Genomic DNA, 26770 nt, shown 5'->3' on the forward strand with positions numbered 1-26770 from the left:
CTGGCCGACCTGAAGGACAACATCAACTCGATGGTGAAGTCGCTGCGCGAGACGACCAGCGCCAACGAGCAGCAGGACTGGCTCAAGTCCAACCTCGCGCGCATGTCCGGGCTCATGCAGGGGCACCGCGACCTGGCCACGGTGGCCGAGCTGGTCATGAGTGAGCTGGCGCCGCTGGTGTCGGCCCAGTACGGCGCGTTCTTCCTGGTGGAGGAGCGCGAGCTGCAGCTCATCAGCGCCTACGGCTACCCGATCGACCCGGAGCGGCCCTCCCGGTTCCGGCTGGGCGAGGCGCTGGTCGGGCAGGCGGCGCGCAGCCGTAAGACGATCGCCATGACCGACCTGCCCCCCGGTTACATCACGATCTCCTCCGGGCTCGGCAGGACCGATCCCTCGTCGGTGATCGTGCTGCCCATCGTGGTGGAGGAGCAGGTGCTCGGCGTGATCGAGCTGGCCTCGGTGCAGGCGTTCACGCCGGTGCACCGGGCCTTCCTCGACCAGCTCATGGAGACGATCGGCGTCAACCTCAACACGATCGTGGCGAACGTCCGTACCGACGAGCTGCTCAAGGAGTCGCAGCGGCTGGCCGTGGAGCTGCAGGCGCGCTCGGAGGAGCTGCAGAGCCAGCAGGAGGAGCTGCAACGCTCCAACGCCGAGCTGGAGGAGAAGGCCACGCTGCTGGCCCGCCAGAACCAGGACATCGAGACCAAGAACCTGGAGATCGAGCAGGCCCGGCAGGAGCTGGAGGACCGGGCGCACCAGCTCTCGCTGGCCTCCACCTACAAGAGCGAGTTCCTCGCCAACATGAGCCACGAGCTGCGCACCCCGCTCAACTCGCTGCTCATCCTGGCCCAGTTGCTGGCCCAGAACCACACGCGCAACCTGACCCCGAAGCAGGTCGAGTACGCCGGGATCATCCACTCGGCGGGCTCCGACCTGCTGCAGCTCATCAACGACATCCTCGACCTGTCGAAGGTCGAGGCCGGCAAGATGGACATCAACCCCGAATGGGTGCAGCTACGGCGGCTGCTCGACTACGTCGAGGCCACGTTCCGTCCGATGACCGGCCAGAAGAGCCTCGACTTCCGGGTCACCACGGCGCCCGGCGTGCCCGCCGAGCTGCTCACCGACGACTCGCGGCTGCGCCAGGTGCTGCGCAACCTGCTGTCGAACGCGGTCAAGTTCACCGAGACCGGCAGCGTCGAGCTGCGCATCGAGCCGGCCTCCCCGGGCGAGCTGCCCCCGTCCGTGCGCTCCCACGGCCCGGCCATCGCGCTGCGGGTCGTGGACACCGGCGTGGGCATCGCCGAGCAGCAGCTAGAGGTGATCTTCGGCGCGTTCCAGCAGGCCGACGGCACCACCAGCCGCAAATACGGCGGCACCGGCCTCGGCCTGTCGATCTGCCGCGAGATCGCCTACCTGCTGGGCGGCGCGATCACCGTGCAGAGCACGCCGGGGCAGGGCAGCGTGTTCACGCTCTACCTGCCGGTGGCGCGGCCCGGGTTCGACGTCGTGCCGGCGGAGGGCGGTGAGCCCGCGCAGGTCACCGACCGGACGCCGATGGCCGCGCGGCGGCTGCTGGTGATCGAGGAGCGGCGGCACGGGCTGCTGTCGCTGGTCTCCGAGAGCGTCGTGGGCGACCTGGCGAACGCGCGCGACCTCGGCGGGTCCATCGTGGTCGTCACGGCGGCCGGGGCGGAGGAGGCGACCGGCATGCTGGCCGGGGAGCCGTGCCACTGCATCGTGCTGGATCTCGACATGCCCGATATGTCGGCATACCGGCTGCTGGAGGCGATGGATCAGGACACCAGCCTGCACGGGGTGCCGGTGCTGGCGTACAACAACTGGCGCTCCCACCCGCAGCAGGAGGTGGGCCTGACCAACCAGCCGCTGGAGCTGCTGTCCAGCCTCGACGAGCTGCGCGAGCGCATCGCGCTGCACCTGACCGCCAACCAGCCCGGCGACGTGCTGCCCCTGGTCAGGACGGAGACCGTCGCGGCGGCGGACGCGCGGGAGATCGACAACACCCTGGCGGGGCGTACGGTGCTGGTGGTGGACGACGACGCCCGCAACCTCTACGCGCTCACCAGCATGCTGGAGATCCACGGCATCAACGTGCTGCACGCCGAGAACGGCCGCAAGGGCATCGACACGCTCACCGCCCACGCCGAGACCGACCTGATCCTGATGGACGTGATGATGCCGGAGATGGACGGCTACACGGCCACGGAGACGATCAGGGCCATGCCACAGTACGCCGACCTGCCGATCATCGCGGTCACGGCCAAGGCCATGCCGGGTGATCAGGAGAAGAGCCTGGCCGCGGGGGCCAGCGACTACGTCACCAAGCCGGTCGACGCCGACCATCTCATCGAGCGCATCCAGCACTGGATGGACCCGGCGTGAAGGCCGGCGACGTGCACCCCCCGACCGGCGACCCGGTCAACGGCCCCGTGGACAGTGCCGTGGACAGTGCTGCGGACAGTGCTGCGGACAGTGCTGCCGACGCCGCCGGTGAGCCTGGTCTGGACAGGCTGGCGCTGACCGTCGAGCGGCTGCGGCGGGAGGTCGAGCGGGCCCGCCGCGACGCCGACGACCGCGCCCTGGTCGAGATGGCCAAGGGCGTCCTGATCGAGCGGCTGCGCTGCCGCCCCGTGCAGGCGGCCGAGCAACTGGCCCTGCTCGCGGCAAAGGCCGGGGTGTCCCAGCTCGAACTGGCCGCCGACGTCGTCCGCGAGATCGCCGACGACCGCATCGGCGAGGCCGGCCGTGACGACCCCGACGTCGCGATCCGGCTGCGCGCCGCCGAGAGCGCGGCACTCGGCGCGGGCGACATCCAGTCCGTGGCCCTCTCGCTCCTCGAGCACGCGCTCACCCCGCTGGGCGCCACGGCGGTGGCGATCTGGGCCGCCGCGCCCGGCGCCGCGCTGACCCTGGCCGGGTACGCCGGGTTCGGGGAGGAGGAGGCCAGGCGGTGGCGGCACGTCCCGCCGGGGGTGATCACGCCGGCCGGGCGCGCGCTGGTGGAGCGGCGCATGGTCTGGCACACCGACCCGGGCCTGCCCGCCATCGGCCGGCAGACGGCCGCCGGCGGCCGGGTCACCGTCCCCATCACCGCGCGCGGCCGGGTGACGGGCGTGCTGGAGATCGGCTGGCCGCACACGCTGCCGCCCCGGCCGCCCAGGATCGAGCGGCAGATCGAGGCGCTGGCCGAGCTGTGCGCGCACACGCTGGACGCGCCGTTCGCGCCGCTGACGACCGCCGCGCCCACCGTGTCGGAGATCGTGGACCTGGCCGACGCGCTGCCCGACCCGGCCCTGGTGCTGCGGGCGGAGCCCGACGCGTACGGCGACGTGGCCGACTTCCGGATCCGGCACGTCAACGAGCGGCTGACGCGCGGCGACGGGCTGCTGCTGGAGGCGTACCCGCTGGTGGCCGAGGGGTTGCTGCTGGAAGCGTACCCGCGGGCGGCGGGCGGGCTGTTCGCGCGGATCGAGCACGTGCACGCCACGGGCGAGCCGTTCCGCGCCGAGCGGATGCCGCTGGGGCTGAGCACGACGGGCGTGGCCGACGTCAGCGCCACCCGGCACGGTGACGTCGTGCTGCTCGTGTGGCGCGACCACGACCAGGACGCGCGGCTGGCCGGCCTGCTCGAGCACGCCCAGCGGCTGGGCCGCATCGGCGGGTTCGAGGAGAACCCGATCACCGGCCAGATCACCTGGAACGCCCAGCTCTACTCCCTGTACGGCATGACGCCCGGCGACCGGCCGATCCCGCTGGAGCGGCTGCGCGACCACGCCCATCCCGACGACGAGATCGCGATCGGCCGTTTCCTGCGCACGGTGCTGCACCACCGCCGCCTGGCCGCCACGGCGTTCCGGCTGGAGCGGCCCGACGGGGTGGCCCGGCACATGCGCGTGGTGGCCGAACCGGTCTTCGGGCCGGACGGGCGGCTGATGGCGGTACGGGGTGCGTACCAGGACATCTCCTCGCAGCACTGGACGGAGGTCGCGCTGTCGGTCACGCGCGACCAGCTCGCCCACACCGAGCAGCAGTCCGCCGAGCGCAACCGCCTGGCCCTGCAACTGCAGCAGGCGATCATGCCGCCCTCGCACGGCCGGATCGACTCCCTCGGCCTGCGCATCGCCGTACGCTACCGGCCCGCGCAGAAGGAACACCTGGTCGGCGGCGACTGGTACGACGCCGTCGCCCTCCCCTCCAACCGCGTGCTGCTGTCGGTCGGCGACGTGGCCGGGCACGGCGTGGAGGCCGCCACCGGCATGGTCATCCTGCGCAACGCGCTGCGCGGCCTGGCCACGACGGGCGCGGGGCCGGCCCAGCTCATGGCGTGGCTCAACCTGGTCGCCCACCACCTCGCCGACCGCATGACGGCGACGGCCGTCTGCGGCCTGTACGACCCGCCCACGCGCGTTCTGCGCTGGGCCAGAGCCGGGCACCTGCCACCCATCCTGCTGCGCGCAGGGGGCGGCTCAGAGCTGCCCATGGTGAAGGGGCCGCTGCTGGGGGCGTTCACCGACGCGCACTACGAGGAGGGGGAGCTTCAGCTCCAGGTCGAGGACACGCTGCTGCTCTACACCGACGGGCTGATCGAGCGGCGTGACCACAACCTGCGCCACGCCCAGGACCGGCTGCTGGCCATCGCCAAGCGCACGGCGGCCACGCTCGACCACCGCCTCGACGACCTGCTCACGCACTGCAACTCCGACACCGACGACGACACCTGCCTCATCGGGGTGCACCTGAGCTGAATTCCGCCCCTTGCGCACGCACCGCGCGCCTACGGCATCCTTGGTCCGGTGGAACTCCGTGACGCGGACCGGCTGCTCGCCGACGCACGCGCCCTGCTCGACGAGCACGCCTCCGTGGACCGGCAGGCCCGGCGGGCGCTCGACGCGCTGCGCGTCCATGAGGCCAGGAAGGGGCTCGGGGCCATCCCGGTCTCCCGGCTGAAGGACGTGACGGACGGGCGGCTGCGCCTCGGCACGCTGGAGAAGGCCGGCTACGCCACGGTCCTGGAGGTGCTGGAGTCCACCCCGTACCGGCTGCAGCTCCTGCCGGGCATCGGCGCGCGGACGGCGGGGCAGATCCACGCGGCGGCCCGGCAGATCGAGCAGGCCGCCGCCGAGGCCGCGAGCATCCGCATCGACGTCGAGCGGCGCGACCGGCTCACCACGGAGCTCGTGATCGCCCTGCAGCGCCTGGTGGCCGTGGGCCCCGAGCTACCGCGGGCCCTCGACGCCGCCCGCGACCTGGCCGGGCGGCTGGAGCCGCTGCTGGCCCGGGCGCGGCCGGCCCGCAGCCGGCTGCGGATGATGTTCACGCTGCCCGAGCGCCGGCGTCAGGCGCGGGAGGCGGTCGCGGAGCTCGGCGGCCTGCTGGACGGCGTCCGGCGCACGCGGCTGCTGCTCGCCCAGGTGACCGCCGACCTGCTGCGCCCGCCGGCGCGCGACTTCGAGGCGTGGGCGGACTTCGAGTCCCGCTCGCCGGAGTACTTCGGGCTGCTGGCCGAGCTGGCGGGCGAGCCGGTCGGCACGGGCCTGCCCGGCGACCTGCCCGACGACCTCGCGGCCAAGGTCGCGGCGCAGCCGCTGGACGACACGCATCGGCGGGTGTCCCTGCGCGGCTACCAGGCGTTCGGGGCGCGGTTCGCGCTCGCGCAGGAGCGGGTGATCCTCGGTGACGAGATGGGGCTGGGCAAGTCGATCGAGGCCATCGCCGCGCTGGCGCACCTGCGTGCCGAAGGGGAGACGCACTTCCTGGTCGCCTGTCCCACGAGCGTGCTGATCAACTGGGTGCGGGAGATCGAGTCGCGCAGCACGCTGCGGCCGGTCCCGCTGCACGGGCCCGACCGGACCGCGGCGCAGGAGGAGTGGGTGCGCGAGGGCGGGGTCGCGGTGGCGACGCTGGACAGCCTGCACCGCCTCACGAACCCCGTGGAGGTGGGGCTGCTCGTCGTGGACGAGGCCCATTACGTCAAGAATCCGGAGACCAAGCGGTCGAAGGCCGTGGCCGCCTGGTGCGGGCGGACGCGGCGGGTGCTGTTCCTGACCGGCACTCCCATGGAGAACCGGGTGGAGGAGTTCCGGGCGCTGGTCTCGTACCTGCGGCCCGATCTGGCCGTGGCCCTGCGGGGCAGCGACGTGGTGGCGGGGGCGCGCGCGTTCAGGAAGGCGGTGGCGCCCGTCTACCTGCGGCGCAACCAGCAGGACGTGCTGACGGAGCTGCCCGACCGGGTGGAGGCCGACGAGTGGGTGGCGTTCAGCGGGGCCGACTTCGAGGCGTACCGGGAGGCCGTGGCCAAGGGCAACTTCATGGCCATGCGCCGCGCGGCGTACGCCGAGCCGGCCACCTCGGCCAAGTTGAAGCGGCTGCTGGAGCTGGTCGAGGACGCCGAGGCCAACGGGCTGAAGGTGGTGGTGTTCTCGTACTTCCGGGCGGTGCTCGCCACCGTGGAGGCGGCGCTGGGCGGGCGGGCGCACGGGCCGCTGTCGGGCGACGTGAGCGCGGAGGGGCGGCAGCGGGTGGTGGACGCGTTCACGGCCGCCACGGGGCACGCCGTGCTGCTCGGCCAGGTGCAGGCCGGCGGGGTGGGGCTCAACCTGCAGGCGGCGTCGGTGGTGATCCTGTGCGAGCCGCAGGTCAAGCCGAGCATGGAGACGCAGGCCGTGGCGCGGGCGCACCGGATGGGCCAGGTACGCAAGGTGCAGGTGCACCGCCTGCTCACCGTCGACTCGGTGGACCAGCGCATGCTCGACATCCTGCGGCACAAGTCGAAGCTGTTCGACGCCTACGCCCGGCGCAGCGACCTGGCCGAGTCCGCGGCCGACGCGGTGGACATCTCCGAGGCGGCGCTGGCGCGCCAGGTGGTGGAGGAGGAGCAGCGCCGCCTGCTGTCCGACTGACCACTATGGTCCATAGTAGACAGCACGGCCTCCGAGCGGCTAGCTTTCCTGTATACCCCTAAGAGGTATGAAGGAACGAGGAGGCGGCCGATGGACGACCACGAACACCACTCCGGCCCGGCGCGGGCCACGTGGGGCATGGCGGCGCAGGCGACCGCGCACTGCCTGACCGGCTGCGCCATCGGCGAGGTGCTGGGCATGGTGATCGGCACCGCGGCCGGGCTGTCCAACGCCGCGACCGTGGTGCTGGCGATCGCGCTGGCGTTCGTGTTCGGCTACGCGCTCACCATGCGCGGCGTGCTGCGGGCCGGGGTGGGTTTCCGCGCGGCGCTGAAGGTGGCGCTGGCGGCCGACACGGTGTCGATCGCGGTGATGGAGGTGCTGGACAACGCGGTGATGCTCACCGTCCCCGGCGCCATGGAGGCGGGGCTGTCGAGCGGGCTGTTCTGGGGGGCGCTGGCCGGGTCGCTGCTGGTGGCGTTCGTGCTGACCACGCCGGTGAACAAGTGGCTGATCTCCCGGGGGAAGGGGCACGCGGTCGTTCACCAGTACCACCACGGGCAGTGAGACCGTGGGCGCGGCTCAGCCGGCGCCGAAGCACACGAACGTCGACGCCGGTTCGCCCGCCGAGGCCGCCGCGAGGGCGTCGGCGGGGCTCGCGCCGTCGGCCACGCTCCGGTGATAGGCCAGCATGACCTGCTCGGCCACCTGGTCGGGCACCCGGGTGAGGCTGGAGATCACGGTGGACGTACCGAGGTAGAGCAGGGCCGCGGTGAAGCCCAGCAGTTCGTCGCCCGCCCTGACCACCGCCTGGCCCACGTCGCACGCCGACAGCACGACGTGCTCGGGCGCCTTGCCGAGCCGCTGCAGGTCGTAGGCCATGAGAGGGCCGTCGGCCAGGTCGAGGCGGGAGAAGAGCACGTTCTCGCGCTCGTGGTGCCCGTGCGCGGCGAAGTGGGCCAGGGGCGCGCCGTCCAGCGCCTCGAGCGTGGCCGTGACGGTGGCCAGCTCGGCCGTGAGCTGCCGGGCCTTCGGGTGGACGGCGCCGAGCTGCTCGACCTCCCGCTCGGCGTGCTCCAGATCGGGCCCGGCGACCAGCACCGGAGGCCGGTCGTGCGACGGGTACGGCTCCCCCGCGCGCCTGGCCGCCAGCCACACCAGCGCGGACGGCGCCACCACCAGCGGCCGGCCGCGCAGCTCGGGCAGCAGGCCCCAGGGGACGGCGGACAGGCCCATGGTGGGGATGAGCACGATCCCGCGCGCCGCGGACAGCGCCTGGCTCAGCGGGGCGAGCAGGGCGCCGGTGATGACGCCGAGCTGCCGCTGGACGGACGCCTCGATCACCGCCCTCATCGCCGGGCGCAGGTTGCGTCCGGCCTGCGCGTTGAGGTCGCCCGCCAGCCGCCGCGCCGCCTCCGCCACCGGTTCGTACGCGCTCAGCCGGTGCAGGTGGCACCGCCCGCCCGCGAGCACCAGCGCCAGCAGGCCGCCGCCCACGTTGAGCAGGCTGACCATCGCGTAGTCGTCCTCGGCCAGCGCCTCCTCGACGGCCGCCGCCGGCACCGGGGCCAGGCGTGGGCCGGCGCCGGGGAGCTGCCAGCCGCGTTCCCTGATCACCTGCTCCAGCTCCAGGCACCGCCTGCGCAGGGCGGCCCGGCGCCGGCGGGCGGCCTCGTCGGTGCCCGACCGCCGCCCGGCGGCCTCGTCGGCGTGCATCCGCTGGGCGAGCTGGCGCAGCTCGGCCAGGGCCTCGGCGGTCCGCGGGTCCTCGGTGGCCTGCGGCGGCCGGAACCGGAACGCCTGCGCCCGGCACCGCTCCGACCAGGCGAACACGTGCCGTGGGGAGCCGCCGGCCAGCGCGGTGCCGAGCCCGTGCGCGGCCAGGTCGGCGCCCAGCGCGGCCACGCCGGTGAGCAGGTCGAGGCTGCCCAGGCGGCCCCGGTGGGAGTGGATGAGGGCCAGGCCGGCGCGTACTTTACGCAGGGCCAGGCCGCGCTCCCCGTGCGCGCCCGCCAGCTCGGCCTCGGCCAGCCGCCGCATCAGCCGCACGTCCAGCGGCGTGCCTCTGGACGTGGCGGGCGCGCCTTCCGGCCCTCCCCCGGCGGCCGTGGCCTCCTTCAGGCGGCCCGCCGCCGTCAGGGCCCTGATCGAGACCAGCCTGGCCATGTCGCCGTCGTCACGCATCCCGAGCTCGGCGAAACGACCCGCCAGGTCGGCGGCACGCCTGGCCACCACACCGGGCGCCACACCGCGCGCACCGCCGGACATCACAGCGCGCGCCGCAGTGGACGCCATATCGGGCGCCACACCGAGCGTCCCGCCGGGTGTCCTGTCGAGCGCCAGATCGGAGGAGCGGCCGGATGTCAGGCCGGGGGCCGATGCTTGGGCGAGTTCGCAGCGCAGGCGCATGAGCACCGCCCGGAGCGCCCACGCGGTGCTGCCCCTGCGCCTGAACGTGGTCTCCGCCCGCCTGGCCCGCTCGCGCGCCTCGTCGTGGCGGCCCGCGTCGAGGGCGCACTGCGCGCGGGCCAGCTCCGCCTCGGCGTAGTCCTGCATGAGCCGCTGCCTGCGGAACCCGTCGATGGCCCGGTCGAGCGTACGGCCGGCCTCGTCGGCGAGGCCCACGGCGAGCAGCGCCCTGGCGCGGTCGAGCGCGAGCACGGGCAGGAAGCCGGGGTTGACGTCCTGGTAGAGCGACTCCACCCGCGCGAACACACTCAGCGCCGCCGGCACGTCGCCGAGGAGCAGGTCGCAGTAGCCGTCGTTGTGCAGGGCCTTGGCCGCCAGCACCTCGTGGCCGTGGGTCTGGGCGATCTGCGCGCTTCTGCGGGCGTCGTCCCTGGCCAGGCGGACGCGGCCGGTCATGAGGTGGATGACCGAGCGGTTGAGCAGCACCCTGGCCAGTTCGACGCGGTCACCGTTGACGAGCATGGGGGCGGCGATGTCCAGCTCGTGCAGCGCCTGGGCGCTGGAGCCCAGGCGCAGGTGCAGCAGGCCCCGCTGGGCGTGCACGATCGCCAGCTCGGCCTGGGGCGCGCGGCGCTGCGCCTCGTCGAGCAGCTCCATGCCCAGCCCGGTGTCGCCCTGTTCGGCCTCGGCGTGGGCGAGGCTGATCAGCAGACGGGCGAGCAGGTCGTCATGAGCCCCGTCGTAGTTCGCCTCGTAGCTCCCGGCATGACCCCCGTCACGGCTCACGTCACGACCCCCGTCACGGCTCACGGTGTGAGGCCGGCCGAGGAGGCGCAGCGCGTGGCGCAGTCTGCGGGCGGCCAGGGCCGGGCGGCCGTTGTCGGTCGCCTCGACGCTGAGCCTGTGCAGGCGCTCCACCTGCTCGCGGAGCGTCAATACACGCCCACTGTCATGCAATCCCGCCTCGCGGTGGTCAGAGGATGAGTGAGGGCGTCACGGCCAGTATCGCCGCCCGCGCGGGATCATCGAGTCCCTGCCGCACCACGAGTTGCGACAGACCCCGTGGCACCACGTCGAGCACGAACCGGCCCTGGTCGTCGGCTCTGACGGTGCGCGCCCCGTCACCGGTGCGCAGCTCCACCAGATGCTCGCCGGGCGGGGCCAGCCAGCCGTCCACGCGCACGGCGTGCTCGTCGCGCGCGCTCACGCTGATCATGATGGTGAGGACCTCGCTGTCGAAGGTGATCGTACGGCTGTCCTCGCCGCCGCGGACCCCCGCGGGCAGCACCGCGTCCTCCTGCATGCGCAGGATCTCGAACTCCTGGGACTCCAGGGCCAGCGCGAACTGCAGGCGCTCGACCAGCGTCGCCGGTACGGGATCGACGATGCGGTAGACGTCGGCGATCTCCGCGGCGAGGAGGTGATCCTCGGGAGTGAAATGGGGAGAGTGGCCATCCTCTGCCGTGTTCATCAGGAACTCCAATCGGGGTCCTTCGCCAGCACGAGACGCAGCTTGGCGAAGCACCGGCCGCGGGTGGGCCCGATGCTGCCCATCGGCATGTCCAGTGCGGCGGCCACCGCGTCGTAGTGCGGGCGGGGCACGAAGGCGATGATCCTGAGCAGTTCCGCGCACCGCTTGGGCAGGCTCTCGACCGCGTGCCAGAGGGCGCGGCGGCGCTCGTCGTCCACGAGGAGCTCGTCGGGGGTGAGCGCGCCGTCCTCGGGCAGGTCCTCGAACGCGTCGTCGCCCGGCAGGTCGTCCTTGCGGGAGGCGGCGCTGACCCGCCACGCCTCGCGGCGGGCCGTGGTGACGAGCCATTCGATCAGCGCGCCGGGCGCGGAGATGGTGTCCAGGCGCCGGAGCAGGATCAGCCAGGTCGTCTGGATCACGTCCTCGGCCGCCTGGCTGCTCAGCCCCTGGTTCCTGGCGGTGTGCCAGAGCACGGGGGTGAGCTCGGCCACGATCGCGTCCAGCGCGCCGGGCCTGCCCTGCCGCGCTTCGAGGAGCAGGCCGGCCAGCCGTTCGCGGCGCTGGGTGCGGGCGGTGGGCGCGCGTTCGAGCGCCGGGTCGCCCGCCATCAGATGGGCACGACTTCCGGGCGCGCCGTCTTGTCGTTGATCATCGTGTCGATGACCGTCCGGGCTCGTTCGACGGGGTCGACGGCGACCTGGCAGATGGTCTTGGTCAGCTCGGCGGCGATGACCCCGGCGACGATCGGCGCGGCGAAGGACGTACCGCTCCAGCCGCAGAACGGGCCCATGGCGTCGCCGTCGAGCGAGGCGCGCTCGCCGGTGCTGAGCGTGGCGTTCTGGGCGCCGTGGAACTGGGGCGGGAAGGTGCTGACGACCATCGCGCCGGGCGCCCGCCACCGTACGGCGGGGTGCTCGTTGCTGAAGATCGCGATCGTGCCGTCCGGGTTCTTGGCGGCGACGCCGAGCATGGGCGCGAGCGGCGGGCCGGGGACGGCCGTCTCGGAGAGGGCGGCGAGGTAGAACGGCCTGGTGGTGGCGTAGTTGCCGGCCGCGTTGACCACGATGACCCCGCGCGCGCGGAGCTGGTTGACCTTGTTGAACAGCGCGTTCATGGCCGGGTCGCCGGTCTCGGAGAAGCCGCCGAAGGAGCAGCAGAGCACGTCCACGGGCTCGCCCGCGTCCATGAGCGCCAGCAGGCGGTCGAGCGCCGCGTGCACGGCCTCGCCGGGGACCACGCCGTCGCTGTGCATGACCTTGTACATCAGGACGCGGGCGTCGGGCGCGATCTGGGCGATGAGCCCGGCCAGCATGAGGCCGTGGCCGGTGTGGGAGTTGAGCGTGCCGACGAGCGGGTTGGGCAGGTGGCCGAGGTCCTGGTGGCCCACGAGCCGGGCGATGTCGCGGCCGGCGTAGGCGGGGTGGGTGTCCTCGATGAGCTGCTGGCCGACCGGGTCGACGGTGAGGAACGCGTCGGCGGCGTCCACCGGCTTGAACCAGGGGTGCTCGGCGACGCCGGTGTCGAGCGTGACCACGGTGATCCTGGGGCCGCCGAGCTCCTCGATCGACCGGCGGGGCGGCGGCCCGGCGACCACGGTGACGGGGATGCGGCCGTAGCCGGGGCGGGCGCTCACGCCGGGCTCGTCGATCACGGCGTGGCCGCTGGTGGCGGGCTCGCCGCCGAGGTTGAGCGAGCCGATCCCGCTGGTGGCCGACCCGACGAACAGGTGGTCGAGGGAGATGTCGGCGATGGCGCCCCCGAAGGCCAGCTCCCCGGCCCGGCCGTCGAGCGCTCTGCGCAGGGCCCGGAGCGCGGGCCAGGCGTCGGCTCTGACGTCGTGGCTCCCCTCGTCGATGTCGAGCACGGCGGGCATCCAGACGGTGTCGTGGCCGTAGTCCCGGTCGCGGGCGCGTTCGACGCTCTCGGGGGACAGCTTCAGCCCGATGCCGGACAGCGTCGCGTCGATCCAGGCCACCGCCTCGTCGGATCTGAGGGCCTGGCCGGGGATCAGGAGCACGTCGGCGCGGTAGACCGTGCTGTCGGGCCGGGTCTCGCCGGGGTCGAGGCCGACGGCCCACGGGTCGAGGATCTTGGCGCCGTGGCGGTCGAGGATCTCGCGGGGAAGAGTGACTCCTTGCCAGGGTGGGCCGAATCTCTCGCTTTCGCGTGGTTTGGGTGGATCGGGGATGTAATCGATGGTCATTGCACCGTCTCCGTTCTGCCCTCTGAGCCGTACGAGAGCGGATCACGGGCGGCGATACGAACGGCGCGATAACGGAACCATCACGATCCTTGCTGTTGCAGATCTTTCTGAAACTTGCAGAAAATACTTGCAAAGATCTACGCGTCTGGGTAATTTCCGGGCAACGCCTCGCCCACACCAAGAGGGTGCGCCATGAAACGGTACAGAGCGCTGTTGGCCATCGGTGGCATCGCGGCAACACTCCTCACCGGCCCGGCCCACGCCGCGCCGCCCGGCGACAAGGACGTGATCGCCAACCTCTGGAGCTGGAACTGGAACTCCGTGGCCAGGGAGTGCACCGACCACCTCGGCCCGGCCGGCTACGGCGGCGTGCAGGTCTCCCCGCCCCAGGACTCCCTCACCCGGTCCGGCGCGGTCTGGTGGGACATCTACCAGCCCGCCAACTACACCCTGACCAGCAAGTTCGGCACCGAGAGCCAGTTCGCGGCCATGGTCGGAGCCTGCCACGCCGCCGGGATCAGGGTCTACGCGGACGCGGTCATCAACCACATGACCGGCCAGGGCAGCACCAGCTACGGCGGCAGGACCTTCACCAAGTACGCCTACCCCGGCGTGTACTCGGCGAACGACTTCCACTACTACGCCGAGGACTGCGGCAACTCCGACAACCTCATCCACGACGGCGACTACACCGGCAGCGCGCGCAACGTCCAGAACTGCGAGCTGGTGGGCCTGTCCGACCTGGAGACCGAGGAGGAGTACGTCCGCGCCACCATCGCCGGCTACCTCAACAAGCTCATCGGCCTGGGCGTGGACGGCTTCCGCGTGGACGCGGCCAAGCACACCAGCCCGGCCGACCTGGGCGACATCTACGGCCGGCTGACCGGGTCGCCGTACATCTACCAGGAGGTGATCTACGGCTCGAACGAGGCCGTGCAGCCGGGCCGGTACACCGGGATCGGCGACGTGCTGGAGTTCCAGTACGGCCGCCACCTGCGGGAGAAGTTCTACGGCGACATCGCGGACCTGCGGACGTTCGGCGAGTCCTGGGCCGGCATGCAGCCCGGCGGCAGGTCGGTCACCTTCGTCGCCAACCACGACACCGAGCGCGGCACCAGCGCGCTCAGCTACAAGGACGGGGCCACCTACCGGCTGGCCACCGTCTTCCAGCTCGCCTGGAACTACGGCACACCGCAGGTGTACGACGGCTTCACCTGGAGCGACAGGGAGGCCGGCCCGCCGCACTCGAACGGGTTCGTACGCGACGCCGTGTGCGGCGGCGGCTGGGAGTGCGTCCACCGGGACCCGGCGATCACCGGCATGGTCGGCTTCCACAACGCGGTCAAGGGCACCGCGGTCGGCAACTGGAGCTCCCCCGCCGCCAACGTGATCGCCTTCAGCCGGGGCGCCAAGGGCTGGATCGCGATCAACAACAGTGGCGGCCCGTACGCGGGCACGTTCACGACCGGCCTGCCCGCCGGCACGTACGCCAACCTGACCGGCGGCGGCACGGTCACCGTGAACTCCGGCGGCCAGGCCACCGTGACCGTCCCCGCCAAGGGCTCGGTCGCGATCACCGGCACGCCCGCGCCGGGCGGCAACGAGGCCACCGTCTACTACCGCACATCGTGGACCGCGCCCCACCTCCACTACGGCGTGGGCGGCACCTGGACCACCGTGCCGGGCGTGGCCATGGAGAGCGCGTGCGCCGGCTGGTTCGGCAGGACGGTGAGTCTCGGCTCGGCCACCTCGTTCGCGGTGACGTTCAACAACGGCTCCGGCACGTGGGACAACAACGACGGCCGGAACTACGCGCTCGGCACCGGCGTGAGCACCGTCGCGGACGGGGTCGTGACGGGCGGCGCCGCCGACCCCTGCGCGGGCGGGCCGTCCCAGGTGGCGGTGACCTTCAACGTCACGGCCACCACCGCCCCGGGCACGAACGTCCACCTGGTCGGCTCGATCGGCGCGCTGAAGAGCTGGAACACCGCCGAGGCCATCCCGCTGTCGGCCGCGGCGTACCCGGTGTGGAGCGCGACGGTCACGCTGCCGGCCGGCACCGCCTTCGAGTACAAGTTCATCAAGAAGAGCGGCTCCGGCGGCGTCACGTGGGAGAGCGGCGCCAACCGCACCCACACGACCGGCTCCTCGGCCGGGGCGATCGACGCCACCTGGAAGTGATCAACCCTCCGGCGCCGGGTCGACGCCGCGCAGCATCATGCCCTGCCCTCTGGACCGGTGCACGTCGCCGGCGGCCCGGTCCTCGGGGTCGCGGAATTGCACGAGCAATGTGGTGCGCGCCTCCTCCGACCGGTTCACCCCGGACCCGTGCACGGTCAGGTAGCTGAGGAACAGCACGTCGCCGGCCCGCGCCTCGACCGGCACGGCCTCCTCCAGCGGCCAGCGCGACGGCGGCAGGTGCCAGCCGCCCTCCTCGATGTGCGGCAGCGGCCCCTGGTGGTGGCTGCCGGGCACGACGCGTACGCAGCCCTTCGCCTCGGGCGCGTCGTCGAAGTGGAAAATGGCCGCGCCGACCGTGTGCCGGGTGTGCGGGAAGTGGGCGGCGTCCTGGTGCAGGGGGAACGGCGAGCCCTTCTCCGCCGGCTTGACGAAGATCTTGGTGTGGTGGAGCTGGACGTTCTCCGAGCCCAGCAGGGCCGCCGCCACCTCGGTGAAACGCGGGTCGACGATGAGCCTGGCGAACGCGGCCGAGTAGAACTGCGCGTCGTGGCAGTGCCGCAGCTCGGTGTGGCCGCCGGCGATCCGCCTGGCGCTCGCCCAGGTCGGATCGGCCGGGCGTAACCGCGACAGCAGCGCGTGGCACTCCTCGCGGTACGCCCGCGCCTCCTCCTCCCCGATCATCCCCTTGACCAGCAGGTATCCGTGCTCCCGGTAGAACCGCGCCATCGCCGCGTCCGCCATGTCACCCTCCCGAGCCCGTGCCGTCCCTTGCTGGTGTGCCCGCTCCTGATCGTCCCAAGGCCGGCGGCGGGCCCTCAGGACCGACAGGTCACGGGATAGACCAGCCGCTTACCGGGCTTGTCGTGATCGAGCACCTCCAAGGCGACCGTGCCGTCCTCGCGCTCGGGCCGCTCCCAGTACGCGGCCTGCACCTCGAGGATGCCGCTCTCCCCGACCTTGAGCGTGTGGGGCGCGGCCGGCCTGCCGTCCGTCACCCAGCGGTAGGTGATCGCGGTGCCGGGGGCCGCCTTGAACGTGCCGTGCGCGGTGACGTACGGGGGGTCCACGCAGGTGCCGTGGTAGGCGACGCCCCACAGCTCGGTCAGCTCCACGGGGCCCGGTGCCGGGTTCGGCGGCTCGCACGTCAGGGAGTAGGTCTCCTGCACGAAGGGCCTGTTGTGGTTCAGGACCTCCAGCCGGACCACGCCGCTGCCGCTGGTCCTGAGCGAGCTGTACCAGAAGTCGCCGATCGCGTGCTTGACGCCGGGCTTGAGCACCTCGCTCCGGATGGGGCCGGGTACGCCGTCCACGATGAGGCGGTATTTCACCTCGGCCTCGCGGTCGGTCGTCACCAGGCCGTCACCGCGCAGGCCGATCGAGCCGTCGCACTCGCCGTGGAAGACGGGCGTCAGCAGGTGCTGGAACCTCAGCCGGGCGTCGCCGGGCCGGTCGGTGCAGGCGAAGGTGAACTGCCGGGTCACCGGCTCCGCGGGGCCGCCGTCGGTCATGAGGCCGAGCGTGTGGGTGCCGTCGCCGCCCCAGCCGAGGGTCCAGGCGGCCGAGACGTCCTGGGCGCGCGGCTGGTCGGCGGCGGGGAAGTCGAGCACCTGCCGCTGCCAGGCGGCGCCGTCCAGGATCCACTGGTACGTGACCTTCGCCGCCGGGCCGGCGGGCAGGGAGACGCGGCCGGCGGCCTGGTATGCGATGGGCTCCAGGCAGTCGCCTTCGTAGTCGCCGGGGGTGACGCCGACGATCCGCGGCTCCGGCCGCTGCACCGGCGGCGGGCTCGTCGGCGCGGGGGTGGTCGGGATCGGAGTGGTCGGTGCCGGGGTCGGGGTGGTGGGGATCGGCCTCGGGGTGCCGGGGCGCGGCGACAGGGTGGGCGACGGGGTCGGCGAGGAGATCGGGGGCCGGGAGGCCCGGTTGGCCTTGCAGGTCACCTCGTACGCCGCCCGCCCCGAGTCCTGCCCCGGCGTGAGCAGCCGGATGGCCTTCCAGCCTGCGGCCGGGTCGCCCACGCTCAGCGGGAGCACCACCTGACGGACGCGCGGCCCGCCCGCCGGGAAGGCGAGCGACTCCAGCCGCCCCTCCCCCGTCGCGCCGTCGATCCACCGGTAGTCGACCTTGGCCGGGGTGCGGGACACCTGGACGGTGCCGGTGAAGGTCAGCGTCGCGGGGCACGGTCCGCTGTGCGCGGGCGGGCTGACCACGACGCTCGCCGCCGCGGTCAGCGGACCGCCGGGGCGGGCGGGCAGCGGGCCGGTCTGGGGAGCGGCCGGGCAGGTGACGTCGAAGCGCGCCCTGGCCGACAGGCCCTCCTTGCCGAGGACCTCGACCGCCTGCCAGCCGGACGTGGGGCGGTCGAAGGTCTGGCGGTCGGCCACGACGGCCCTGCGGGTGCCGTTGACGCGCAGGCTCTTGACGGCGCTCCTGCTGCCGTCGCCGCGTATCCAGCGGTATCGGACCGTGCCCTTGCCCTGGGCCGTCACCAGGGCGGAGAAGCCGACCGTGGTGGGGCAGTTCCCGGCCTGCCGGGAAGGGGTGGCCTCGACCTGGGCCACGGCCACCTCGACGGCGGGCGCGGCGAACGCGGGCGGTGCGGCCAGCAGCCCGCCGAGCACCATGGTGCCCAGGAGCAGCGCTGTCCTTGTCATGGGGTCCCTTTCTGTCCGGGTGAAGGGGACCATGATCCTCAAGTCGGCTTGGACGTCACTTGGATCGTTCTTGTGACGCCTCGCGGCACTTCGAAGCGTACAGAAGGGCCGGCGCTCCGGGGGTCACGCCTCCTGCCGGACGGGCTCGGACGGGGCGGGGCCGCGCAGCCAGGCGTAGGCGCTCAGGCCGAGCCCGGCGACGGTGACCGCCGCGCCGGCGAGGTAGATCGCGCTCAGCCCGAAACCGGCGGAGATGACGCGCCCGCCCAGCCAGGAGGCGACGGCCGCGGCGAGCTGGTAGGCGGAGGCGTTCACGGCCATGGCCAGGGTCGGGGCCTCGGCGGCCGTGGCCAGGACCCTGGCCTGCATGCCGGGGATGACCGAGAAGCCCAAGGCGCCGATCAGGAACACCATGACGGCGGTGGCCGCCGGGTGGCCGCTGACCGCCCACATGACCACGAGTCCCGCCGCGAGCGCGGCCAGCAGCCCGAGCTGGGCGCGTACCGGGGAACGGTCGGACAGGCGGCCGCCCGCGAAGTTGCCCGCGGCGGCGCCGACGCCGTACACCAGCAGCAGGATCGCCACCGTGCCCGCGGCGAATCCGGTGACCTCGGTGACCAGCGGCGCGAAGAAGGTGAACACCATGAGCAGGCCCGCGTTCGCCACGGCGGTGACCGCGATGGCCAACCGCACGTCGCCGCGGCGGAACACGCGCAGCTCGGCCACGGCCGAGGTGGCCGGCGTGGCCTCGCGGACGTCCGGCACCAGCCACACCACCAGCAGGAACCCGGCCGCGCAGCAGGCGGTGACGGCCAGGAACGTGGCCCGCCAGCCGTGGCCGGCACCGATGAACGTGCCGATCGGCGCGCCGAGGATCATCGCCAGGTTCATGCCGAAGACGAGCCTGGAGACCGTGGACGCCTGCCTGCCCGGCGCGGCCGTGGAGACGGCGATGACGATCGCGTTGGCGAAGAACGTGGAGGTCACCAGGGCGGTGACGACCCGCGCCCCGAAGAGCACAGGGTACGACGGCGCGAACGCGGAGGCGAGGTTGCCCGCGATCGTGATCCCGAGCAGGGCCATGATGAGCGGCTTGCGCGGGAAGCGGGCGGTGAGCGCCGTCAGCACGGGGCCGCCGACGATCATCCCGATGGCGTACGCCGTCACCAGCAGCCCGGCGGCCGGGATCGACACGGCCAGGTCGTGGGCGACGTCGGGCAGGATGCCGGCGATGACGAACTCGCCGGTCGTGATGCCGAACACGCACACCATCAGCGACGGCACGGTGGCCGGGGCGGCCGATTTCATGATCATCAATCCTTCTTGACTGAGCTGTACAAAACTGGGGGACGAAAAAGCCGGGGCCCGATCGCCCCGGCTCGGTTCAGAGGGCCGCCATCGCCCCTTCGACCACGTCGAGCAGCGCGTCGCGGTCGTCGGTGACCTTGGCCAGCACGCGCAGCCCGTAGTAGGCGCTCTGGAAGGCCCGCGCCACCCGCAGCGGCGGCCGATCGGACGACAGCTCGCCGGTGGCCTGGCCGAGGCGTACCAACTGGCAGAGCGCCTGCTCCAGGTCGGTGAACTGGCCGCGCACCAGCCCCGCCACGGCGCCGGTGCGCCCGGCGGTCTCGCTCGCGGCGTTGAGGGCCAGGCAGCCGCGGCGGCCGGGGTCGGCCATGTCGGCCTCGATGACGCCCAGCATGAGGTCGCGCAGCCGGTCTCGCACGGAGCCGGGCTCGGCCAGTTGTTCGAGCTGGGCCCCGGCCTTGGTCTCGGCGTAGCGGCGGAGGCTCTCCTCGTACAGGCGGTGTTTGCTGCCGAAGGCGTTGTAGAGGCTGCCCCTGCCGAGGCCGGTGCGGGCACAGAGGTCCTCGGTGGTGGTGGCTTCGTAACCCTTCTCCCAGAAGACCTCCATCGCGGCGTCGACGACCGCCTGCTCACTGAACTCCCGTGGCCTGCCCATGCGGGGAGACTACCGGATTTTGTACAGCACAGTAAAGAATCTGCTCAGGGACGGTCGATCCCAGACGGGGAGAAAGTGCTTAACTGGGGCCCGTAAAACGTTTCACTTTCGGGAAGGTCATCCTTGGACTACGAACGCCAGCCGTACCGACGTTGTGGCCGCAGCGGTCTCCTCCTCCCCGCCGTGTCGCTCGGCCTGTGGCACAACTTCGGCGAGGCCAAATCACTCGACACCCAGCGCGCGATCCTGCACAAGGCGCTCGACCTCGGCATCACCCACTTCGACATCGCCGACCGGTACGGCCCGCCGTTCGGCGCCGCGGAGGCCGCCTTCGGGCGCATCTTCCCGCGGTCGCTACGCGACGAGGCCGTGGTCACCACCAAGGGCAGCAACCCCATGTGGGACGGCCCGTACGGCAAGGGCAACTCGCGCAAGCACCTGCTGGCCACCCTCGACCGGTCGCTGACCCGGCTCGGCCTCGACAACGTGGACATCTTCTACCTGCACCGCGACGACGAGGACACGCCGCTGGAGGAGCAGGCCGCCACGCTCGACCACATGGTCCGCACGGGCCGCACGCTCTATGTCGGCGTCTCCAACTTCTCCCCGGAGCGCACCGCGGAGGCCGCCCGCCTCCTGCGCTCCCTCGGTACCCCGCTCCTGGTGCACCAGCCTTCCTACTCGCTGCTGAACCGCCGCATCGAGAAGTCGCTGCTGGGGGTGCTGGAGCAGGAGGGCGTCGGCTGCGTGGTCTACTCGCCGCTGGCGCAGGGCCTGCTGACGGACCGCTACCTCAACGGCATCCCGGCGGACTCACGCGCGGCGGAGGGTCGCTTCCTGACGCCGGACCGGGTGACACCGGAGGTCCTGGCGTTCGTCCGCTCCCTGTCGGAGCTGGCCGACTCGCGCGGCCAGTCGGTGGCCCAGCTCGCGCTGGCCTGGGCGCTGCGTGATCCCCGGATCACGTCGGTGCTGGTGGGGGCGTCGAGCCCCGAGCAGCTCGAGGCGAACGTGGCCGCCGTGGACCGCCTGGACTTCACCGACGACGAACTGGCGGCCATCGAACGGGCCGCCAAGGAAGCCGGCATCGAGGCATAGCCCCGCACGGCCGGCCCGCGAAGACGACGCGTTCGCCTTCGCGGGCCGGCCGGTTCGCCTAGGGACCGGCTGCCGGAAACCGGGTCAGTGGGCGTTGTCCTCGGTGTCGCACGTCTCCGTGACGCCCGGGCCGGATCCCTGGATGGGTTCGGCCTGCCTGAGCTCGTTCAGCAGGGCATCGATGTTCTGGCCGGCCAGTTTCTCGGCGAGCGCGCCGTCGGCGCTCTCCTCGGCCATGAGCGCCTTGTTCTGCTCGGCGGTACGGACCTGGCCCTCGTATTCGCCCTGGCCGATGACCTGGGCGTCGAACGGCAGGATCGCCCCGGAACCGAGGCTGCCCCAGCGGCCCTTGCCGTCGTCCGCGGAACAGGGATCGTCGTGCCAGCGGATGGCCGCGATATAGGTGTGCCCGGCCTCGACACGGGGCCGGCCCTCGAGGCCGAACTTGGCCGTGCCGGCACCGTCGTTGTTGTTGAAGGCGGAGCCGTACGTCGTGAAGTTCCAGGTCCCCGCCGGGGGCGTGCGCGCGCCGTCCTTGGACCAGAGGACCCTGTCGATGCGGGCGTGCACGGTCCGGTAGGTGAGACCTTCCTGCCGCTCCACTTCGATCTGCGTCGGCGGCCGCTCGGTCTCCTCGCTCACGGTGTAGACGACGACGTGCTGGGCGCCCGACACCCAGTGGGCGGCGGTGGCGCTTTCGACGATCTCCAAGCCATGGCCCAGGACGATGGGAGTGCCCGTGCCCGTGCCGGCCCGCGGGGCGGCGGCGGGCGGTGCTTCACCGGCCATCGCGCTCGGGACGAGGATGCCGCCGGCCAGGGCCAGCGCACCCGCCAGCACCGAAAGTGAGATCTTGGAAGTGCGGTTCATGGATGCTCCCCCAGCGGCCTAGTAGACGGCGTTGATGAACTGCCGGTTGTTGCTCCCGAGTGAGCCCGGCGGGATCACGCCCGTCACCAGGCAGCCCAGGCGGGTGTCCTGGTGATAGAGCTCGGGAGCGGTGTTGTAGCCGTGCAGGAGCCCCACCACATGGCCGGTCTCGTGGCAGGTGACTCCCGGTATCTGGTAGTAGCCGTGACCCTTGATGCGCACGTAGGTCTGGTCGCAGCGATAGCCGTTGCCGTCGACCCGGTCGTTGCACCACGCCATGCCGATGGCGCCGTCGATGCCCTCGCTGTCCTCCTGGTAGATGATGTCGGTCTCACCGCCGCCGGAGAAGATCGGGCTGTTGTCGTAGGAGACCGCGAGGTTGGTGGGATCGAACTGGTCGTACAACATTTCGCCGAGGTACAGCTTGTCGAGATCCTCGAGCTTTCCCCAGTCCGCGGAGTCGGCGTAGTAGGAGAGGTTGCTGTTGTCGGTGAGGCACACCTCTTGGGAGGTGCACCACGGGTGGTATCTGTCGGTCGGATAGATGCCGTCGTAGTCGGGCGCGACGGCGGAGGCCGACACGGGGGCCAGCGCGGCGACCACGCAGATCAGCACGGCGGCGATTCGGAGGGGGGTTGAGCGCATGTACTCTCCAACCTGAGATCGAGGGAGATCACTCTCCGAAGGCGGGCACGCCGAAATCAGGGCATGGTCGCCCAGAACTCCTGTTACGCGGATGGGGAGTGATCACCGAAGGCCGGTTCGGACACGGCCGATTTGATCATCGCGTAATGATCTATGTCAATCTGATCAAGACTTGTGACCTGCTCGAACAGTTGGCGAAACGCCAAAATGATCGCAGGTTTAGTCAGGCGGGACCAAGGATCAGGCTCCGGCTTGAGGGAGTGACCGCCGCAGGACACCGTCCGTGGGCCCCGCGCGACCAGCCGGTGCGGGGCCATCGACGGTGGGCCGGCCGCGTGGTCTCACCCGGCGGCGAGGTGCCGGGCTGCGGCGGTCAGGGTGTCGTCGAGCGTCGCGTGCACGACTTCGCCGAACCGGGCCAGCCGCGCCTGCCAGCGCACGTCCTCCACCCGCGGGTAGCCCGGATCCGCCCCGACCACGATCCGCCGCGCGGGGTTGTCGAGCGCGGCTCCCAGCTCCAGCAGCGCGATCGGCTGCATGCTGTCGCCCGGCGGGAACCAGAACATGGTCAGCACCCCGGGCAGGTGCAGGTGGTGGTGTTCCCAGGTGATCTGGGCCGCCGCCTGCCGCGGATCGTCCATGGGGAATCGGCGGCGGCGCGGGTTCAGCACGATCGCACCGCCCTGCCCGAGCACCATGGCCGCCCGCCGCTGCCAGTCCTCGACCCCGGTGATCCCTCCGGCCAGGAAGACGGCCGGCGGATCTCCGGGGCCGGGCTCGTAGTAGTCCGGAGCCTCGAAGTACCCGCTTGACTTCATGTGCACATTAAGCCCCATCGTGACCGCATGATCAGACCATCGATCGCCGTCACCCGAATCGTCAACTCCTGCGTGCTGCTCGAGATGGACGGCCACGCCGTGCTCACCGATCCCTGGTTCACCGAGCGGTGGTGGTTGCGCCGGGGCGAGCCTCTCGGGCTGCGGATCGCCGCCTTGCCGCCGCTGACCGCCATCGTCGTCACCAACCTGGCCACCAACCACTGGGACCTGCGCGCGCTGCGGGCCTTCCCCGGCAGGTCCGGCACGCCGTTGTACGTCCCCACCCGGGCCATGGCCCGCCGGGCCGGGGCGCTGGGGTTCCGGCGGGCCGAGCGGGTTCGGTGGGGCGAGACGCGGGAGGTCGCGCCCGGCCTGTCGATGCGGGTGGTGCCCTCCGGGCGGACGCTGGGGTGGCCCAACAACGCCTACGTGTTCGGCTCGGCCGGCGGCCGGGTGTTCTTCGGCGGGGAGGCTGGCGAGGTCGAGCCTTTGCGGCGGTACCGGGCCGAGCACGAGGCGGTGGATCTGGCGCTGCTGCCGGTCAACGGGCTGCGGCCGCGGTTCGGGCCACGGCTGGTGATGGATCCGGCGCGGGCGGTCGCGGGGGCGGTCGCGGTCGGGGCCGGGGTGCTGGTGCCCGTGCACGACGCCCATGGGCACGACCCGTTCTCGAGGCTGTTCCGTACGAGCGGCACCGCGGCGGACGCGGTACGCCTGGCGGGGCCCGGTCTGCGGGTGGTGGACCTGCCCACGGGCGAGCGCTGGGAACCCGCCGTCACATGATGGCGAGCTGGCCGCCGTCGATGACGAGTTCGGTGCCGTGGATGAAGGCGGCGTCGTCGGAGGCCAGGAACGCGTATCCGGCGGCGACCTCCTCGGCCCGCCCGGCCCGGCCGAGCGGGATGTGGTCGCGTTCGTAGGCCGAGACGAAGTCGCCGTCCAGCCCGGCCGAGATCGAGGCGTTCAGCGGCGTCTGGATGTAGCCGGGGCACAACGCGTTGACCCGGATGCGGTGCCGGCCCAGCTCGACCGCCATGGTCTTGGTCAGCAGCAGCACGCCGCCCTTGGAGGCGTTGTAGTGCGCGTAGTCGGCCTCCCCGCCCAGCCCGTTGGTGGAGGACATGTTCACGATCACCCCGCCGCTCCCCTGCGCCACCAGGCGCCGGGCCGCCGCCTGGGCGACCAGGAACATGCCGCGCAGGTTCACCGCCATGATCCGGTCCCAGTGTTCGGGGGTGATCTCCAGGAACGGCTCCCGCCAGGCCGTCCCGGCATTGTTGATCAGCACGTCCAGGCCGCCCAGCGCCTCCGCCGCACCGTCCACCAGCCGGACGGCGTCATCCGTCACGCTGACGTCGCCGGCCAGCCCGCTCACCGCGCCCAGCCCGGACAGCTCGGACAACCCGGACAGCTCGGCCACCGTGTCCGCCACCTCGCCCGGGTCGAGCCCGCCGAGCACCACCCGGGCCCCCTCCTCCAGGAACCGGCGCGCGGTCGCCGCTCCGATCCCGCTACTGCCGCCGCTGATCAGCACTCGCTTGCCCGCAAGTCCCCGCATGTCTTCGGTTCTCCCCTTTCCAGCTTTTCAGCGCACCGCGCCGCGAGCCGCGACGCGCAGTTCGGTGGCCACCCGGCCGCCCTCGACCCCATGGGCCACGTCGAACAGGTTCACCGCGGCACAGGCGTGGCTCGGGATGAGCTGCGCCCGAGCCCCGACCGGCAACTCGTCCTCGTGCCCGGGTTCCAGCCGGGCGACCGCGTGCTCCTCGTTGAGAAAGTCGAGGTGCAGGTGGGGCAGCCCGGCCGCCCGGATCCAGCCGGGGCTGCCGGTGCCGTCTGCGGCCAGGCACTTGGTGCCCGCGTCGAACACCACCCGGTCCGGCGTGGGCCGGGCGATCACCGTGCTCAGCACCCGGGCCGCCGCCGTCCGCTCGGTGGCCACGCCCAGCCGCATCATCGTGGTGTCGTTGAAGATGTAGGTGCCCGGCCGGATCTCGGTCACCCCCGCCACCCCGGCCGCGTACCGGGCGGTGGGCGTGCAGCCCACGCTGATCTCCCGCAGCGCGATGCCCTCGCGGGCGCACAACGCGGCCGTCTCCACCAGGTCCTCCCCTTCCCGGCGGGCGGTCGCGGCCAGCTCCGCCGCGTCGCGCGAGCGGTAGGCGTGGCCGGCCAGCGTCAGCAGCCCCACCACCGTCACCCCCGGCACGGCGGCGATCTCGGCCACCAGATCGGCCGTGGGCCGCCCCGGCGGCCGGCCCAGCCGGTGCTGACCGGTGTCCACCTCCACCAGCACCTCCACCGGCGGCCCGCCCAACCGGCCCAGCCCGGCGGCCACGTCCGGGGAATCCAGGCTGACCCGCACCCGGGCCCGCTCGCGCAGCGCGGCCAGCCGGCGCAACTTCGGCTCTCCCCAGATCGGGAAGGCCAGCAGGATGTCGCCGATCCCGGCGTCCGCCATCACCTCGGCCTCCCCCAGCTTCGCGCAGGTGACACCGCGCGCGCCCGCCTCCACCTGCATCCGCGCCAGCTCCGGCATCTTGTGCGTCTTGATGTGCGGCCGCAGCCCGACGCCGTGCCTGGCGGCCGTCTTGGCCATCTCGGTGACATTGGACCGGACCGCGTCGAGGTCGATGATGAGCGCCGGGGTGTCGAGCTCGGCATACATGCGTGGACCGCTCCCTCTGGAAGGTTTTCCCGAAAATAACACCGATTCCGCATCGCGCACCAGCATTCCGTTCAATGGAACGCAGGTGGGGCCCTTGACAGCCTCTCCGCTTCCCTGGTCTCCTGTGGCTCATTCGGAATGCCATTCCGCCATACAGAACATGGAGCGAGCATGAGACTCGGCACCGTGCGAGCCGTGGAGCGCGACGGGCTCCGGCGCGCGCCGGACGTCCCTCCGGCCACACCGCTCGCGGCGGTTCTCGCGATTCCGGGCGTTGCCGGGACCACGAGGATCGGGGGAACGCGATGAAGGCGCTGGTGTTCACCGGTCCGGGCGTGGTCGAGCTGCGCGAGGTGCCCGAGCCGGTCGCCGGGCCCGGCGAGGAGCTGGTGCACGTGGTCGTCGCCGGCATCTGCGGCAGCGAGCTGCACGGCGTCAGGACGCCCGGGTTCCGGGTGCCGCCGCTGATCATGGGGCACGAGTTCGCCGGGCGTACCGACGACGGGCGTGAGGTGATCGTCAACCCCATCCTGTCGTGCGGCGCGTGCGACGTGTGCGAGCGGGGACTGCGCAACGTGTGCCGGCACCGGCGGATGGTCGGCGTGCACCGGCCGGGCGGGTTCGCCCAGCGGGTGGCCGTGCCCGCGCAGGCGCTGACCCCGCTGCCCGCCGGCCTGGGGTGGGCGGCGGCCGGGATCGTGGAGCCGGCCGCGAACGCCGTGCACGCCTGGGCGCTGGCCGGATCCCCGTCGGGGGCCCGCGTGGGCGTCATCGGGGCGGGCGAAGTGGTGCGCGGGCAAGACCGCGACGAAGCAGTATCAGGTCAACACCTTCAGGGTCGAGACCCACCAGGTGCTCAAGTGCTCC

Annotated in this window: 21 protein-coding genes; 8 read left to right on the plus strand and 13 right to left on the minus strand. The window is 72.3% G+C overall.

Translation table 11 applies throughout. The features are described from left to right. The 4 genes from AB0I15_RS64080 to AB0I15_RS64095 form a co-directional block, all read left to right on the plus strand. On the plus strand, window positions 1-2406 hold a 2406-nt coding region (locus AB0I15_RS64080; RefSeq protein WP_358119796.1), incomplete at its 5' end, for a response regulator. Then, the gene (locus AB0I15_RS64085; RefSeq protein ID WP_358119798.1) at window positions 2403-4769 is read left to right on the plus strand and encodes a SpoIIE family protein phosphatase; all 2367 of its coding nucleotides are present in this window, start codon (window positions 2403-2405) and stop codon (window positions 4767-4769) included. The genes AB0I15_RS64080 and AB0I15_RS64085, both read left to right, overlap by 4 nt. 48 nt (window positions 4770-4817) lie before the next feature. Continuing rightward, window positions 4818-6923 carry a DEAD/DEAH box helicase gene (locus tag AB0I15_RS64090; protein WP_358119801.1) on the plus strand — a complete coding sequence of 702 codons (2106 nt, stop codon included), beginning with the start codon at window positions 4818-4820 and terminating at the stop codon, window positions 6921-6923. Window positions 6924-7013: 90 nt separating this feature from the next. Next, on the plus strand, window positions 7014-7490 hold the full coding sequence (locus tag AB0I15_RS64095) for a DUF4396 domain-containing protein (protein WP_358119804.1): 477 nt from the start codon (window positions 7014-7016) through the stop codon (window positions 7488-7490). 15 nt (window positions 7491-7505) lie between these two features. Here the strand turns inward: AB0I15_RS64095 and AB0I15_RS64100 are convergent, their stop codons facing one another. From AB0I15_RS64100 to AB0I15_RS64115, 4 genes are read right to left on the minus strand one after another with little or no spacing between them, the layout of a single operon-like run. Next, window positions 7506-10250, minus strand: a complete 2745-nt coding sequence (locus AB0I15_RS64100) for a CHAT domain-containing protein (RefSeq protein WP_358119807.1) — start codon at window positions 10248-10250, stop codon at window positions 7506-7508. 55 nt (window positions 10251-10305) lie between these two features. Next, window positions 10306-10803 (minus strand): hypothetical protein, encoded by a 498-nt coding sequence (locus AB0I15_RS64105; RefSeq protein ID WP_358119809.1) that lies wholly within the window; start codon window positions 10801-10803, stop codon window positions 10306-10308. Continuing rightward, a complete protein-coding gene (locus AB0I15_RS64110; RefSeq protein ID WP_358119811.1) occupies window positions 10803-11411 on the minus strand; it encodes a sigma-70 family RNA polymerase sigma factor in 609 nt (202 codons plus the stop codon). Before AB0I15_RS64110 ends, AB0I15_RS64105 begins: the two co-directional genes overlap by 1 nt. Further along, complete coding sequence (locus AB0I15_RS64115; protein WP_358119814.1) at window positions 11411-13006, minus strand: S8/S53 family peptidase; 1596 nt, start codon at window positions 13004-13006, stop codon at window positions 11411-11413. The genes AB0I15_RS64110 and AB0I15_RS64115 overlap by 1 nt, the downstream gene beginning before the upstream one ends. A 192-nt stretch (window positions 13007-13198) precedes the next feature. Between AB0I15_RS64115 and AB0I15_RS64120 the strand changes: the two genes are divergently transcribed. Continuing rightward, a complete protein-coding gene (locus AB0I15_RS64120) occupies window positions 13199-15187 on the plus strand; it encodes a carbohydrate binding domain-containing protein (protein WP_358119817.1) in 1989 nt (662 codons plus the stop codon). Here AB0I15_RS64120 and AB0I15_RS64125 read toward each other — a convergent pair whose 3' ends face one another. From AB0I15_RS64125 to AB0I15_RS64140, 4 genes are all read right to left on the minus strand, one after another. Beyond that, complete coding sequence (locus AB0I15_RS64125) at window positions 15188-15928, minus strand: phytanoyl-CoA dioxygenase family protein (RefSeq protein ID WP_358119820.1); 741 nt, start codon at window positions 15926-15928, stop codon at window positions 15188-15190. It abuts the gene before it with no gap. Window positions 15929-16002: 74 nt separating this feature from the next. Next, a complete protein-coding gene (locus tag AB0I15_RS64130; RefSeq protein ID WP_358119823.1) occupies window positions 16003-17841 on the minus strand; it encodes a hypothetical protein in 1839 nt (612 codons plus the stop codon). Between the two features lie 123 nt (window positions 17842-17964). Next, window positions 17965-19155 carry an MFS transporter gene (locus tag AB0I15_RS64135; RefSeq protein WP_358119825.1) on the minus strand — a complete coding sequence of 397 codons (1191 nt, stop codon included), beginning with the start codon at window positions 19153-19155 and terminating at the stop codon, window positions 17965-17967. 70 nt (window positions 19156-19225) lie between these two features. Next, window positions 19226-19804: a TetR/AcrR family transcriptional regulator gene (locus tag AB0I15_RS64140; RefSeq protein WP_358119828.1), complete on the minus strand. Its 579-nt coding sequence runs from the start codon at window positions 19802-19804 to the stop codon at window positions 19226-19228. 123 nt (window positions 19805-19927) lie between these two features. On the opposite strand from AB0I15_RS64140, the gene AB0I15_RS64145 reads away from it, so the two are divergent. Further along, window positions 19928-20902, plus strand: coding sequence for an aldo/keto reductase (locus tag AB0I15_RS64145; RefSeq protein ID WP_358119830.1), 975 nt, complete (start codon window positions 19928-19930; stop codon window positions 20900-20902). A gap of 84 nt (window positions 20903-20986) precedes the next feature. Here AB0I15_RS64145 and AB0I15_RS64150 read toward each other — a convergent pair whose 3' ends face one another. The 3 genes from AB0I15_RS64150 to AB0I15_RS64160 form a co-directional block, all read right to left on the minus strand. Beyond that, window positions 20987-21772: a hypothetical protein gene (locus AB0I15_RS64150; RefSeq protein WP_358119833.1), complete on the minus strand. Its 786-nt coding sequence runs from the start codon at window positions 21770-21772 to the stop codon at window positions 20987-20989. A gap of 18 nt (window positions 21773-21790) precedes the next feature. Continuing rightward, a complete protein-coding gene (locus tag AB0I15_RS64155) occupies window positions 21791-22417 on the minus strand; it encodes a hypothetical protein (protein ID WP_358119836.1) in 627 nt (208 codons plus the stop codon). Window positions 22418-22758: 341 nt separating this feature from the next. Further along, a complete protein-coding gene (locus AB0I15_RS64160) occupies window positions 22759-23235 on the minus strand; it encodes a nucleoside 2-deoxyribosyltransferase domain-containing protein (protein ID WP_358119838.1) in 477 nt (158 codons plus the stop codon). A 27-nt stretch (window positions 23236-23262) separates the two neighbouring features. Here AB0I15_RS64160 and AB0I15_RS64165 point away from each other — a divergent pair, with 27 nt between their 5' ends. Then, the gene (locus AB0I15_RS64165) at window positions 23263-24018 is read left to right on the plus strand and encodes an MBL fold metallo-hydrolase (RefSeq protein ID WP_358119840.1); all 756 of its coding nucleotides are present in this window, start codon (window positions 23263-23265) and stop codon (window positions 24016-24018) included. On the opposite strand, the gene AB0I15_RS64170 is transcribed toward AB0I15_RS64165, so the two are convergent. Both AB0I15_RS64170 and AB0I15_RS64175 read right to left on the minus strand, forming a co-directional pair. Next, the gene (locus AB0I15_RS64170) at window positions 24011-24793 is read right to left on the minus strand and encodes an SDR family oxidoreductase (RefSeq protein ID WP_358119843.1); all 783 of its coding nucleotides are present in this window, start codon (window positions 24791-24793) and stop codon (window positions 24011-24013) included. The two genes, AB0I15_RS64165 and AB0I15_RS64170, sit on opposite strands and share 8 nt — an antisense overlap. A 27-nt stretch (window positions 24794-24820) precedes the next feature. Further along, entirely contained in the window at window positions 24821-25903 is a 1083-nt protein-coding gene (locus AB0I15_RS64175; protein WP_358119846.1) for an alanine racemase, read from the minus strand. Between the two features lie 305 nt (window positions 25904-26208). Here AB0I15_RS64175 and AB0I15_RS64180 point away from each other — a divergent pair. Next, window positions 26209-26770 (plus strand): alcohol dehydrogenase catalytic domain-containing protein (locus AB0I15_RS64180; RefSeq protein WP_358119849.1); only part of this gene is annotated, 562 nt, incomplete at its 3' end.

Origin of the sequence: Nonomuraea sp. NPDC050643 (assembly GCF_040654715.1) — a bacterium.
Classification (GTDB): Bacteria; Actinomycetota; Actinomycetes; order Streptosporangiales; family Streptosporangiaceae; genus Nonomuraea.

Excerpts from the sequence above, each read along its gene's own strand:
- AB0I15_RS64170 (WP_358119843.1), bottom strand. The coding sequence starts at position 24,793 with ATGCGGGGACTTGCGGGCAAGCGAGTGCTGATCAGCGGCGGCAGTAGC.
- AB0I15_RS64150 (WP_358119833.1), bottom strand. The coding sequence starts at position 21,772 with ATGAACCGCACTTCCAAGATCTCACTTTCGGTGCTGGCGGGTGCGCTG.
- AB0I15_RS64115 (WP_358119814.1), bottom strand. The coding sequence starts at position 13,006 with ATGACCATCGATTACATCCCCGATCCACCCAAACCACGCGAAAGCGAG.
- AB0I15_RS64120 (WP_358119817.1), top strand. The coding sequence starts at position 13,199 with ATGAAACGGTACAGAGCGCTGTTGGCCATCGGTGGCATCGCGGCAACA.
- AB0I15_RS64155 (WP_358119836.1), bottom strand. The coding sequence starts at position 22,417 with ATGCGCTCAACCCCCCTCCGAATCGCCGCCGTGCTGATCTGCGTGGTC.
- AB0I15_RS64165 (WP_358119840.1), top strand. The coding sequence starts at position 23,263 with ATGATCAGACCATCGATCGCCGTCACCCGAATCGTCAACTCCTGCGTG.
- AB0I15_RS64130 (WP_358119823.1), bottom strand. The coding sequence starts at position 17,841 with ATGACAAGGACAGCGCTGCTCCTGGGCACCATGGTGCTCGGCGGGCTG.
- AB0I15_RS64095 (WP_358119804.1), top strand. The coding sequence starts at position 7,014 with ATGGACGACCACGAACACCACTCCGGCCCGGCGCGGGCCACGTGGGGC.
- AB0I15_RS64175 (WP_358119846.1), bottom strand. The coding sequence starts at position 25,903 with ATGTATGCCGAGCTCGACACCCCGGCGCTCATCATCGACCTCGACGCG.
- AB0I15_RS64125 (WP_358119820.1), bottom strand. The coding sequence starts at position 15,928 with ATGGCGGACGCGGCGATGGCGCGGTTCTACCGGGAGCACGGATACCTG.
- AB0I15_RS64140 (WP_358119828.1), bottom strand. The coding sequence starts at position 19,804 with ATGGGCAGGCCACGGGAGTTCAGTGAGCAGGCGGTCGTCGACGCCGCG.
- AB0I15_RS64160 (WP_358119838.1), bottom strand. The coding sequence starts at position 23,235 with ATGAAGTCAAGCGGGTACTTCGAGGCTCCGGACTACTACGAGCCCGGC.
- AB0I15_RS64110 (WP_358119811.1), bottom strand. The coding sequence starts at position 11,411 with ATGGCGGGCGACCCGGCGCTCGAACGCGCGCCCACCGCCCGCACCCAG.
- AB0I15_RS64135 (WP_358119825.1), bottom strand. The coding sequence starts at position 19,155 with ATGATCATGAAATCGGCCGCCCCGGCCACCGTGCCGTCGCTGATGGTG.
- AB0I15_RS64105 (WP_358119809.1), bottom strand. The coding sequence starts at position 10,803 with ATGAACACGGCAGAGGATGGCCACTCTCCCCATTTCACTCCCGAGGAT.